General features: G+C 44.9%; 12 protein-coding genes. 4 read left to right on the plus strand and 8 right to left on the minus strand.

What is annotated here, in order from left to right; genetic code table 11:
* Nucleotides 1-52 precede the first annotated feature (52 nt).
* The 6 genes from nagK to ACXAGQ_RS28960 form a co-directional block, all read right to left on the minus strand.
* Nucleotides 53-961 (minus strand): N-acetylglucosamine kinase, encoded by a 909-nt coding sequence (nagK, locus tag ACXAGQ_RS28935; RefSeq protein ID WP_475258688.1) that lies wholly within the window; start codon nucleotides 959-961, stop codon nucleotides 53-55.
* Nucleotides 962-1,148: 187 nt separating this feature from the next.
* Nucleotides 1,149-1,871 (minus strand): tRNA-uridine aminocarboxypropyltransferase, encoded by a 723-nt coding sequence (locus tag ACXAGQ_RS28940; RefSeq protein ID WP_475258690.1) that lies wholly within the window; start codon nucleotides 1,869-1,871, stop codon nucleotides 1,149-1,151.
* 73 nt (nucleotides 1,872-1,944) lie between these two features.
* Nucleotides 1,945-3,984 (minus strand): methyl-accepting chemotaxis protein, encoded by a 2,040-nt coding sequence (locus ACXAGQ_RS28945; RefSeq protein ID WP_475258692.1) that lies wholly within the window; start codon nucleotides 3,982-3,984, stop codon nucleotides 1,945-1,947.
* Nucleotides 3,985-4,267: 283 nt separating this feature from the next.
* Nucleotides 4,268-4,615: a DUF3802 family protein gene (locus ACXAGQ_RS28950; RefSeq protein ID WP_475258694.1), complete on the minus strand. Its 348-nt coding sequence runs from the start codon at nucleotides 4,613-4,615 to the stop codon at nucleotides 4,268-4,270.
* 146 nt (nucleotides 4,616-4,761) lie between these two features.
* Nucleotides 4,762-5,754 carry a sensor domain-containing diguanylate cyclase gene (locus ACXAGQ_RS28955; protein ID WP_475258696.1) on the minus strand — a complete coding sequence of 331 codons (993 nt, stop codon included), beginning with the start codon at nucleotides 5,752-5,754 and terminating at the stop codon, nucleotides 4,762-4,764.
* Nucleotides 5,751-6,752 carry a response regulator gene (locus ACXAGQ_RS28960; protein WP_475258698.1) on the minus strand — a complete coding sequence of 334 codons (1,002 nt, stop codon included), beginning with the start codon at nucleotides 6,750-6,752 and terminating at the stop codon, nucleotides 5,751-5,753. Before ACXAGQ_RS28960 ends, ACXAGQ_RS28955 begins: the two co-directional genes overlap by 4 nt.
* Before the next feature lie 254 nt (nucleotides 6,753-7,006).
* Here ACXAGQ_RS28960 and ACXAGQ_RS28965 point away from each other — a divergent pair, with 254 nt between their 5' ends.
* From ACXAGQ_RS28965 to ACXAGQ_RS28975, 3 genes are all read left to right on the plus strand, one after another.
* Entirely contained in the window at nucleotides 7,007-7,366 is a 360-nt protein-coding gene (locus ACXAGQ_RS28965; RefSeq protein WP_475258699.1) for a glutathione S-transferase N-terminal domain-containing protein, read from the plus strand.
* Nucleotides 7,367-7,507: 141 nt separating this feature from the next.
* Nucleotides 7,508-8,188, plus strand: a complete 681-nt coding sequence (locus ACXAGQ_RS28970) for a DUF3334 family protein (protein ID WP_475258701.1) — start codon at nucleotides 7,508-7,510, stop codon at nucleotides 8,186-8,188.
* A 134-nt stretch (nucleotides 8,189-8,322) separates the two neighbouring features.
* A complete protein-coding gene (locus ACXAGQ_RS28975; RefSeq protein WP_475258703.1) occupies nucleotides 8,323-9,435 on the plus strand; it encodes a ParB/Srx family N-terminal domain-containing protein in 1,113 nt (370 codons plus the stop codon).
* Between the two features lie 38 nt (nucleotides 9,436-9,473).
* Here ACXAGQ_RS28975 and ACXAGQ_RS28980 read toward each other — a convergent pair whose 3' ends face one another.
* Together ACXAGQ_RS28980 and ACXAGQ_RS28985 are read right to left on the minus strand one after the other, a co-directional pair.
* On the minus strand, nucleotides 9,474-9,926 hold the full coding sequence (locus tag ACXAGQ_RS28980) for a YaiI/YqxD family protein (RefSeq protein ID WP_475258704.1): 453 nt from the start codon (nucleotides 9,924-9,926) through the stop codon (nucleotides 9,474-9,476).
* Nucleotides 9,927-10,032: 106 nt separating this feature from the next.
* Nucleotides 10,033-11,628 carry an ABC-F family ATPase gene (locus ACXAGQ_RS28985; protein WP_475258706.1) on the minus strand — a complete coding sequence of 532 codons (1,596 nt, stop codon included), beginning with the start codon at nucleotides 11,626-11,628 and terminating at the stop codon, nucleotides 10,033-10,035.
* Between the two features lie 753 nt (nucleotides 11,629-12,381).
* On the opposite strand from ACXAGQ_RS28985, the gene dcuC reads away from it, so the two are divergent.
* The coding region (dcuC, locus tag ACXAGQ_RS28990; protein WP_475258708.1) for a C4-dicarboxylate transporter DcuC at nucleotides 12,382-13,083 on the plus strand (702 nt) is incomplete at its 3' end.

Genomic DNA, 13,083 nt, shown 5'->3' on the forward strand with positions numbered 1-13,083 from the left:
ACCGCATAGCGGTGCTTTTACATTAGCGAATAGTGTATAGCAGAATACGAAATTACTTAATATTCAAGAATGCTGCGCCACGCACACCGCCTGAATCGCCGTGTTTTGCCTTGATAATTTTCGGGCACTTAGCAACAGACAGTAGGTACTTAGGAATACGCTTTGGCATTTCTTCGTAAATCAGATCGAAGTTAGACAGGCCACCGCCCAGCGCGACGACATGCGGATCAGTTGCTGTGAACAGGTTGGCAAAGCAGATAGCCAGCAGCTCCATGAAACGCTCGACGTGCTCAACAGCCTTCGCCTCACCTTCAGCATGAGCTTTGATGATCTCGATCGCTTTCTTCTCTTCGCCGTAGTAGTGAGTGTAAATTAGCTCGAAGCCGCGACCAGACAGGTAGCTGTCCAAACAACCTTTCTTCTCACAACCACAACCTAGCAGAGGTGCATTGTCGCCAAGATGGAACCAAGCGTCGATTGGAAGGCGTGTATGGCCTACTTCACCAGCAACATGGTTACGGCCAGAGAACACTTTACCTTCGTAAATAAAACCGCCACCGAAACCTGTACCCAAAATCAAGCCAAGCACTGATGGCTCATCTTGTAACTCTTCATCCCACGCTTCTGATAGCGCAAAACAGTTAGCGTCGTTCTCGATCTTTACCGAACGGCCAATCTTGGCTTCAAGATCTTTGCGAAGAGGCTTACCTTTAGCAGCAGGAACGTTCACTGTTAGCACGGTACCGTCATCGGCATCTTCCATACCCGGGAGGCCCAAGCCAATAGTGCCTTCACAACCAAACTCAGTATCGTACTTATTTACTAAGCCAGCGATAGTTTCTACCAATAGCTCATAGTTATCAGTTGGTGTTGGCACACGTTCGGTGGCTACACGCTCAAGTTTTTCGTTAAACGCACCAAACTCAATTTTGGTTCCACCTACATCAAAGCCGTAGTACATCCTGCACTCCAAAAAAATAAGAAAAAAACAAAACTGAAAAAATTATCCACATATCTACACCTACAGACTGTGACGAGGTGCAGATTTAGCAGGGCTGCATGGTGCTATCTATCGCGTTTGCTGAAAGAAACATCAAAATGTTGCATAATTTTAACCACAGCAACAATCACTTGCACCACTCAGCGGCTTAAGCGTAGCTGACCATGTATTCACGTAACTGGATGATTGCATTGTCTTCTGGCAACACCCTGTTCAACTTGCCAGTCATATAGTTTTCGCGAAAAACATCAAACCATAGATCCAGAACATCTGCATTCTTTTGCTCGCCAAACAAATCAATAATACGAGCGGCCACCTCAGCAGTCCCTAACTGGTTTTCTTTAGACGCCTCACGTACTTTGTAGCGCGAAGGCTTTTCTGGATTAATAGATAAGACAGGGAACTGGTTCAAATATGGGCTCTTGCGGAACATCTTCTTCGCTTCCGCCCAGCTGCCATCTAGCATGATAAAGAGCGGACGCTTGCCAGATTCCATCTCTACTTGCTCTGCAACACGCTCGGGTGCCGCATACTCAGCCGGGAAAACAACATAAGGCTGCCATTGCGGATCCTCAAGCAACGCCAGCATTTCTGGGTTAGGTTCGGTACGTGACCAGATATAAGCGTAGGTATCTTCGAATAAGTCAGCGATCAGACGACCAGTATTGCTTGGCTTGAGAACTTCATCATCGTACATCACCAACAGAAAGGCGGCATTAGATGTAATTTCAGGCTTGTTGGAACAGATACACAAATGTTTGCGTAGCATGCAGAATAAGCAGCGCTCTACTTTACCGCCTCGGGCAAGGAATGGACGAGTAGAACGAGCAAGGCGCTCATCATATAACTTATGAACAGCATGGATACGCATAGCAGCTTTACCTAAAAACAAAAAACGCCAGCATTTTACTGGCGTTTGTGGTGATTACAATGAATATTCGTTGTTATGACTGTAATCTGTACTTTGACAGCAAGTCCTGCTGCTGGTGAGCGACATCCGATACCCTTCCAGCTTGCTCCACCAGCGTCTTGAGCTCTCGACTGTTCGTTTGTGCTTTCAGAGAGACTTGCTCGACACTGTGCCCAACCTCGATGGAGGCATTTTCCTGTTGCTGTGTGGCTGCCGCTATAGCGATGACCTTATCATTGATGCTGGCAATCATCGATTTGATCTGGTGGATCGAGGCCTGCACTTCACTACTCAGTTCAATCGAAGCGGTCATTTCCTTCCGGCTCACCACCATCGCCTCATTGGCATCCTGAGCAGCCTGGTGCAGTTCGTTGATCGTCGTCCGTATTGATGCAGTCTGCATATTCGTTTCACTGGCCAGTTTACGGACCTCATCAGCAACAACCGCAAACCCTCTACCCTGCTCCCCAGCACGAGCAGCTTCAATCGCTGCATTCAGTGCCAGCAAATTCGTGTTGTCGGCAATCGCACTGATCAACTCGACCACTTCGGTGATCTTATCAACGTGGTTATCAAGCTCTTTCATACGGGTTTCGTTAACTGCAAAACGCTCATCCAACTGACGCAGACGAGATGTACTCTCATCGATAATATCAACGCCTTGCTGAGCCATATCATTGGCTTGTTTGGCTTCTTGCTCAGATTCGTAGGTGCTGGCAACGATCTCTTTAATTGATACTTCCAGCTGGGTAATCGCAGTGGCAATTGCCGTTAGCTCATCGCTTTGATCTTTAATGGCAATGCGCGATTGGGAGGCTGCTTTCTGGCTGGTTTCAGCTGCCGAGCTTAATTGATGGCTATTTTCGACCAGCTTGCCGAGTGTCTGGCTATTATTGCGGTTAGACTGGTTAAGTAGGCTACCAAGAACAGCAAACTCTTTGGGCGCATCTTGGGCTGCCTTAACCGTTAAATCCCCATGACTCGTTGCCTTCACAACACGGTCAATTTTCTGCAGTGAGCGTTTTACCGATTGGCTAATCCAGCCACTTGCAATAATGGCTACCACCAAACCCGCAATACTGAAGGTAAGAAATAATGCCATGGCATTTTCACTTGCTTCCATGACGCCTGCTTCACCTTGCTCAACCAACCTATTGGCGCCATCGGTAAGCGTATTAATGAGTGAAGCCATCGAAGCAATTTGCTGTTGCGCATCCTGCACTTTACCCGCTTGCTGTTCCTGCAATGCCAGTGTTAGTAATTGCAGGTCAACAATACCCTTTTCGTTGTATAGCTCCTTCACCATAGTAAAAGGAACAACAACACTGGTGTAATCGGCAATACTTGGATCAAGGCGATTCATTTCTCGCCAGGCATAATCCATCCCCGATAAATTTGTACTTTGCAGGCTGCGTACAAAACCTTCGGCTTTTGATAAATCACGCTCTAGCATCAAGGCCATCAGGTGGCTTGCCATTTCCAGAGAGTGATTTACAAAGTTAGTCACATGGTTGATGCCTTCCAAATCATCGGCAAACACCTCGGTGCCCACCCGGCTCATTTCTGCGCGAACAGACGACACCGCATAGTTCATCATTGCCTTATCGGATTCAATTTTATTTCTATTAACTAGAATGTCTTGCTGCGATTGGTATAGGGTTGCCGCCGTTATCGCTACCTGCTCTGCCTGGGCACTCAATGTGCGTATATCGCTCATCAACCAGCCTAATTGATTCTGCTCAGCTAGCTGCTGCATCTCATTGAGGGCTGTAGCCATTGTTTTATGTTCGTTGTCAAAAGACTGGTGTGCAATATCCAGCTCTTCAATAGATGAGCTATTGATCATTTCATTGAGATGCTGGGCGGATTGCAATGATGCCCTAACGATCACACTTGAGTTCATCGTCACAGGCAGCGCCTGATGGCTTAGAACTTCAAATTCCTGTGCAACACTTTTTAAGCCATTATTGCCAAAGAAGGTCAGTAAGCCACCGGTCGTAACCAGTAATACAAAGACGATTTGGATTGAGGCAACGATGGAGAGACGTGATTTGCCCTGCTGCTGGTTTTTCATGCTGATCATATCCCTGATTAAGTTCAGCCAGTATCTTGGAGTTATATGTCAGCCATAAAACAGAAACGTATTATTTTCGTTTCGCAATATCATTGCGTTATAGGCCGGACATCTTGCAGGCAAACTTACTTAATAAATATGACAATTAGATTTCAATTGTTATTTTCATCAATAATATCAATGAGAACAGCTCAATTTATTGCACAACAGATTAAATGATACTCAAACGGGATAATTTAAGAGGGGTTAAAAATATAAAAAGCAGCACTAAGCTGCTTTTTATTTATCTTGCGTTTAGGCTTATTGCGCTATCGAACAGGTTTTTAACCAAGCCGACATAATCCTCGAGGAAACGCACTTGCTCGTTGGTCGGGCAGCGATTCCAAGCACCTGCCAGTACTTCGTTCAAATCTTCCATAACCGCATCGGCTTCTTGCATCAATTTGAAACGAAAGTCAGCTTCGAGGTCGGGATTTTGCGAAAAGACAGTCATTAAATTGGTCGCGATCATATCGGTCACCACATCTTCGACTGTCTCGTTACAGCCTTCTGTTTCTGCATTTTCAAACAGAGAAAGGTGTTCAGTAAAGTACTCGATGAGCGCATGATAACCTTCAGATTCAACAACCATAATCTAATCTACTCTTCCAATGAACTTAACCCATGCTAAACCAATGAACTTAACAATCATATAGTTAGCCTAAGCATAATAGGGAGACATTTTATGACAAATCAGACCAATAACATAGGCGAAATTAATATTTTAGGCTTACAGCATTATGATACACCAGGCATAATAGCACATTGTTCCGAGGTGGCTTGATATACCGTACACTGGTTACGTCCGTGCCTTTTTGAGTCGTATAACGCGCTATCAGCACACTCCAGCCACTGCTCATAAGATTTCATCCAGGGTTCCCACTCACAAACCCCCAAGCTAATAGTTACCTGAATATCACGGATATCCATTTTCACTTTCGACGCTTCAACACGCTTACGCAATCGCTCTGTAAAATATTGGGCTAGCTCGGCATTCGTTCCCGGGAGGATCACACCAAACTCCTCCCCGCCATACCTTCCGGCGAGATCTGATTGGCGTTTTGCTTTCCGCAGCAGACTGGTAATCGATTTAATCACCGCATCACCCGCAAGATGACCATAGGTATCATTGACTTTCTTGAAGTGGTCAATATCAAACATGACCAAACTTGACGCTGTTTGAAAGTGACGGCACTGGTCAAATTCAGCCGATAGGCAAGATTCCCAGTGCCCACGATTATATAGCTGGGTAAGCTTATCGGTAATACTCAAATGAGTGAGCTGGGCGTTACTTTCCCGCAAATGGGTTTTACTCTTTGCGATATCCGATACATCCGTAACGGTCAAACAGATGTGTCTATATTCCCCGTCCAATGCCTTGAGCGGAGTTAGCGTGATATTTTGAAACATCGTCACCATACCACCAGTAACAGGGCTAAAATTGGTAAAGTTAAAAACAAAGGGTCTATCTTCCCAAGAACTAAATGAGCGCGTACCCAGTTTGAACGTAGATTGAATTTTACTTTTTAACCACTTTTCAGGTAAGTCCGGCATCACCTGAAAGAGGTCCTGCCCCATTATTTGTTCACTGCTAATACCGCTGTACGCCTGCATGAAAGTGTTCCAGGTCATGACCCTGTACTCTCTGTCGAGCATGACAACACCGGCATCAATATTGTCGATAACCTGCGCGGTTAAATGAAAGTCAGATAAACTATCAGGGTGATTCACTGTAATGTCTCCATAAATCGTCTAATCACTTGCATAGAGTCATGATCCATCATCAACAATACATCACAGGCCATATCCATTTTTTCAGATTGGTAACTATATTCGATGGTAAATAGCTCATTGTTGTTCACTTCACTGATCCCCCTCACCATATATTCTTCGATACAGATAGGTTGACGGACAGAAAATGGGATATTCATCTGTTCAGATAAAGAAACCAAAAACGATGAAACCATTAAGTTTGCAATATCAATAATCACTTCGCTTTGTTTATCATCGAAGGTGCTGAAGCCTAGCCGTTTACCAAACAAGCGAATATCTTGACCATAGAGGCACACCAAGGCTTCACCGTGTATACCTCCTCCTACAAAGCGTTGCGCGATGGCAGTAGAGTCAGCACGAAGGAGCTGGTTACTGATCATCATTTCAAGCTCCCCTCCCCCTAGCATCGCAACATTAGGTAAAGGCATCGTAATAAACTCACCGCAATGATCAGAAATAATGGCTGCACCTTTTCCTAGTGCAATATTGGCTACCTCTTTGAACTGGTAAACATAGTCACTTTCAGCCACCGGGGCAGTTACCTCATCGATGGCTTGCCTGCTGAGGCTTCCTCTTTCGTTACTTAAGGCAATACCCAACTTCTGCAAAATCGCACGGATTTGAGGTCTCGAAAAAGGTTTAGCAAGAAAGAAATTAGCACCGGCATTAACACAGCGTTCAATAGCCTGCTGCTGTACATCAGCGGACAGGACAATGGTTTTCGTTGGATAGGTATTAACAGGCATAGTTTGTAACACGCCAAACCCATCTAACACTGGCATAGTTAAATCCAGAAACATCACATCGATATTATTTTGCGCAAGACACTCTAAAGCCTGTTGCCCGTTCTCTGCGAAAAAAAGCGTAATACCCTTATACTCAGAAAAAAACTTTTCCATCGCCCTGTGTACAAGCCGCGAGTCATCACAAATCAAAATTGCATTGTTACGAGACACCAAGATATGACCTAGATTGCTTACTATGATTGATTATGATAACGGCTTCATTTGTTTTTTATATTGTTAGCTAAATTTAAATATCGACAGAGTGACATGGATCGCTTTTTCTACTGATACAGAAGGGGCTTTTCTATCAAATTAATTCAGTAACTTAGCATACAACCTATTACGCTATAGCCTTTGTTTATGTATGGTTTTTTGACCTTAGAGAAACAGGTATGATAAATAAAAAACCACAGGACACTATTACAATGAAAGTTATCCGCCTCATCCTTGGCAAGCTCATTCTGTTGCTCAATGCCGTTTTCTCCCCAAAACCCCAACAACGTTCTGAAGAAGAACAGCAGCAAGTTAACCAACAAGTTCAATTCTTGTCCCTTTACCAATTCGAATCCTGCCCATTTTGCGTCAAGGTTCGCCGCTCAGCAAAAAAATTAAACCTCCCTCTTGCCACTGTTGATGCCAAGCAGCCGACTCATGAGCAAGCGCTGATCAGCGGAGGGGGCAAACGCAAAGTGCCTTGTCTTCGCATCGAAGATGAATCAGGAGAAGTGTCTTGGATGTACGAATCCAACGATATCATCCAATACCTTGAACAACGATTCGCCTAAGCACCAACGTTAATCCGCTATTGGGTATTTCAATACTAGGGGCAAAAAAGTGAGCCAGCTCAAGCCCCTAAGCCTTCTACAGTGCAATCAAATGCTTTTGATGCCACACTTCCCCTCTTTATCCATGAACAAAGACGCTTAATGAAAAAAACTCAAGTCATTACTACCGACGATATCCTGCTAAAGCTTTGCCAGTCCTTCTCTACCGTACTCACAGCCGCAACAGATAGCCCGGTTAGTTACTCGGCAATGGTGCAAAAAATCAATAAAACCAGCCTGAAACCTGATATCGGTTGTTTCGTGCTGTTTGATGGTGGCTTTACTGGGCTGGTCGTGACTAACTTCTCTCACCAGGCAGCGTTAGAGCTCTACCAGGACTACATGCTAAAAATGGGGATGTCAGCCGATGAATTGGCTATCCATCATTCGTCTGATGAAGTAGCCGATGTCCTTGGCGAGTTGATGAATCAGGTAGTTGGTGATTTCACAGGTAAAATTCGCCGGGAGTTGCAGGTATCAATTACCCAAAACCAACCTAAAATGCTGGCTTTGAACAAACAAGTACTATTGTCAGTTGATACTAACCTCGATCGCCCACAGGCACGACGGGTCAGCTTCACCACACAAAAGAACAATATTTTCTACCTAGAACTTGCGATGGACAAAACTGAGTTCATCCAGTTGGAAGAATTTGACCAAGCTGAAGAATGCGATCCCGACAGCATTATTGCAGCCGCGCAAAGTAACGCTAATCCCTCTGAGAAAACGACTAAAGCCTCTGCAGAGGTTGACCTTGACCTACTCGACGAGCTCGGTATCTAATCACATTCCACCGGTTTTCTTCGCCGCCCCAGCAGGCCTACCCGCCTTTTGGGGATGGCTCCACTCACTGTTGAAACATATGGATCGGCCCAGTTTTGCTAGACTGTTGTAAAAAATGGTTTGAGGCTGTGTTTATGTATCGTCAGCGTTGGTGCTCTCTTATTCTTGGTGCAATGCTTTTCGCCCCTGCTCTCACTCACGCAGAGAAGATCAACTATAGCGAGCTTGAAAACGGTGATACGATTACTATTCCTCTGGATCAACTCCTACCCACCCAAGCCGTTCTCGACTACGACCAAATTTTTGCCAACCTGCAGCGTTATAAAGCCGACCAGAAAAATATGTTTGATGACCTATGTCGGATAAACGGAGCTAAAGGAGTAAAGAAATGGGATGAGAACTCCATGCCGACAGATCCTGAAACCTACCAATGCTCAGGAAAAACCGGGCAAAATAGCGAGCTTTTGAGTACAGTCGTCATTGGCCCGGAAGAAGGTGTGCTCTACCTAACAGAAGAGCTTACCATTCTATCGACATTCTGGGATATGCCAAACGGCGGCACCAGCGTCCCTATTACCGTCAAAGTAAACCACAACCTATTGGGTTCCGGTGATGATTTCTGGGCAGAAATGAACAATGATAACGAGGTTTGGTTAGTCAACGAGAAAGGTAAGAAGGTAAAGCCCGATGACCTGCCAGAGTACATCGGCATGAAACAGCTCAAGCATGACAAATACCTCTCGCTGGTACACTTCCTTAATGGCATAAGCTACAAGCCACCCAAGCCCGATGGTAAAGACAATAAAACCACTACTGTCCCTTTCCTTGCTTTAAATTGGGCGCTAGAAATTCGCCAGCATATGAAGATCTCCGATTATGATCTTAACGATCCGGAAGAGTATGCGACTGCACTAACCGAAGCAGCCACCATTATGGTCGATCTTCCCGATGACGAAGTGATCGGGAAATCCAAACGCACGGCCAGCGAAATGGGACAGCTCGATCAGGTCGATAGCAAAGCACTCGAAGAGTTAGTTACCGATGAGAATTCCGCTTTTGGCCTAGCCCTTGCCTACCGCGTGGAAAAGAAAGAGAAATCGACTCCTAAAGCGGTGCTCGAAGAACAAGAAGCCCAAAAAGAGAAGGAAGAGCAAGAAAAACAAGAACAGGAGAAAAAAGCGAACGAAGAAAAACCAACCGAGAGCGACAAAGAGAAATCAGACAAGGACGGTGATGCTAAAGAATAGCTTCTCCGCCCGAAACTATGGCGAATTAAATCAACTCGCTATTTACGGTGATTCTTTGCGAGAAATGCATCAAGCTTGTTGGCGAAATTTTGTCTATCCGCCTGGCTCAATGGCGCAGGACCGCCAGTTTGTACACCAGAGCTGCGCATCGTTTCCATGAAATCACGCATTTGCAGCCGCTGCTTGATCGTGTCTTTGGTATACATTTCACCTCGTGGGTTCAATGCATGGGCACCTTTGGTGATCAGCTCATCAGCCAACGGAATATCAGCAGTAATGACCAAGTCACCCGGCTCTGCTTGCTGGACAATGTAGTTATCAGCCACATCAAACCCGGCCTCGACCTGAATAGATTTAATATGCGGAGATGGCGGCACACGAATAAATTGGTTTGCCACTAACGTAACAGCCACCCCAACCCGGTTCGCGGCACGGAATAAAATTTCCTTTACAACATTCGGACAAGCATCAGCATCGACCCAAATCTTCATTCTTCTTCCTTCTGTATAAGAAGCGCAGCAAGCGCATCATCGCAATATAACAAAAAGCCGCCTGAAATCGGCGGCTTTAAAACTTAGCAGATAACCTTGACCGGTTTTAGCCGTTTAGGCCCTTCTTCGCTAGATACTCATCATACGTACCATGGAAGTCTTCAACACCGTCTTTGGTGATCTCAATAATACGCGTTGCAATAGATGATACGAACTGGCGATCGTGAGAAACGAACAGCAAAGTGCCCTTAAAGTTTTCAAGTGCCAAGTTCAATGACTCAATCGATTCCATGTCCATGTGGTTAGTCGGTTCATCCATCAACAGGATGTTTGGCTTTTGCATGATCAGCTTACCAAACAGCATACGACCTTGCTCACCACCAGAAATCACTTTCACAGACTTCTTGATGTCATTTTGTGAGAACAGCATACGACCAAGAATGCCACGAACGGTTTGCTCGTCGTCGCCTTCTTTCTTCCACTGCCCCATCCAATCAAGCAGGGTCATATCTTCTTCAAAGTCAGCACTATGATCCTGAGCGTAGAAGCCAATATTATTGTTTTCTGACCACTTGATCATGCCATCCATCGGCTCCATCGCACCTGCAAGGGTGTTCAAGAACGTAGATTTACCAATACCATTCTCACCAATGATAGCGATGCGCTCGCCCACTTCTACCAGCAGCTTAACACCGTTGATAAGGATGTTATCGCCGTAGCCCTGCTTAAGACCTTCAACTTCCAATGCATTACGGAAAAGTTCTTTTTCCTGATCGAAGCGAATAAACGGAGACTGGCGGCTTGATGCTTTAACTTCATCAAGCTGAATTTTATCAAGCTGCTTTTGACGTGATGTCGCTTGCTTCGCTTTAGATGCATTCGCAGAGAAACGGCTCACGAACGTTTGCAGTTCAGCGATCTGTGCTTTTTTCTTCGCATTATCGGCGTGTAGGCGTTCACGCGCTTGCTCAGCAGCGATCATGTATTCATCGTAGTTACCCGCGAATAGGCGAAGTTCACCGTAATCCAAGTCTGCCATGTGGGTACAGACACTGTTTAGGAAGTGACGGTCGTGCGAGATGATGATCATGGTGCAGTTACGCGCCAAAAGCACTTCTTCCAACCAGCTAATGGTGTGAATATCTAGGTTGTTCGTTGGCTCATCAAGTAGCATGATATCTGGGTCAGCAAACAGTACCTGAGCAAGAAGAACTCGTACTTTAAGACCAGGAGCAACGGCGCTCATCAGGCCAAAATGCTGCTCTTCTGGAATACCAAGGCCAAGAAGAAGTTCCCCTGCACGTGCTTCAGCAGAGTAACCGTCCATTTCAGCGAACTCAGTCTCAAGGTCACCAACACGCATACCGTCTTCGTCAGACATTTCTGGTAGTGCATAGATGCGGTCACGTTCTTCTTTGACTTTCCAAAGCTCTTTGTGACCCATGATTACAGTGTCAACAACAGAGTATTCTTCGTAAGCGAACTGATCCTGGCCCAATTTAGCCATACGTTCGTTAGGATCGAGTGAAACAGTACCACCTGACTGCTCTAGTTCGCCGCCAAGGATTTTCATGAAGGTAGACTTACCACAGCCGTTCGCTCCGATTAGGCCATAGCGGTTACCACCACCAAATTTAACTGAGATATTCTCAAACAGAGGCTTATCGCCAAACTGCATTGTGATATTAGCTGTTGAAATCAATGTACTGTTCCAATAATGATGTCTATCAAGCAATAAAAAAGCCGCCATTAAAGACGACTTCCTCACCATGTACGCGGAGTATAACAGCTTTTGTGAACTTCATCACGGGTTGATTTCATCAACTTACAGGCGCATAAGTTACCCGGTCACTACCTTGTGTGCATTTTAACAACAAGAGGCATTGAAATTCATTGAATATAACTGTTAAGGTTTGGGTCATTATTGTCCTAATACATTTAGGTTGTTAATGGTCTCCGTTCGTAAAACACAATAACAATACTGATACAAGACCAACACAAACCCTGACAAATATTATTATTCTATTTTTAATCCCTTCTCAATTAATCAATTCCTTTCACCCTTATTTCTCCATTCACCAATAGACAAGTTTTGTTACAGACCCCAGTATGACCTAGGTCGCAACAAATATGACGTATTCATTATTTCATTACCTCTTTTCAGTAAGATTATGTCAGGCATTCGTTAAATCGATTTCGAAGTTTGAATTTTGAAATCAGTTTGCTTATTTCCATTACGCTAGCGTCAATCGCATCTTCGTTATTGCAGTTAAGCCAGATGTTAGATGCCGTAAGGAAATCATGGATCTATGCGTTGCAGGAGCAACATTTGATACAGGGATGTTAAATAGATTCAAGGTTGTTGGTGATTTTTATTTAATAAAGCTCATATACACATTTTGATTATCAACCATCAACATTCTGTACCTATTTATATTTTGCGAGAATAAACATGATCATCCCATTGCTATCGCTACCCATCATATTTGGTGCGGGTTATTTGATTGTTAAGAAGTACAACACGCAAGCCGCGCTATTTGCAGCCGGTCTATTAATGATCCTTATTGGCGTCGCTGCCGGTAATACTGATTTCCTGCCTTCTGGTACTAATTCATCTGGTGCCATTGTTTTCGACTTCTTCCTTGTTATTAAAGCACTTTCTTCATCCACGGTTGCCAACCTTGGTTTGATCATCATGAGTGTGGCGGGCTTCTCCAGCTACATGAACCACATTGGTGCTGCCAATGCCATGGTGCAGGTTTCGACTAAGCCGCTTTCCTTGATTAAGAGCCCATATGTCGTCCTTGCCCTGACCTACGTATTTGGCCAGATCATCAACATCTTTATCCCTTCAGCTGTTGGTCTAGCAATGCTTCTGCTTGTTGCTATGTACCCTGTACTGGTTCGCATCGGCTGTACGCCAGCTTCTACAGCAGCAGTGTTGGCTACAACCGCTTGTTTGGACCTTGGTCCAGCATCAGGTAACTCGCTCAAAGCAGCGGAAGTTATCGGCATCGACGCCGCAACTTACTTCGTTAACCACCAGATTGTAGTGGCGCCAGTTATCATGGCTGTTATTGCAGTACTTCACTTCTTCTGCCAACGTTGGTTCGATAAGAAAGACGCTGAAAACGGCGTGAGCTATGAGATGAAAGAA

It is taken from the genome of Photobacterium sp. ABD4_091 (assembly GCF_056160145.1).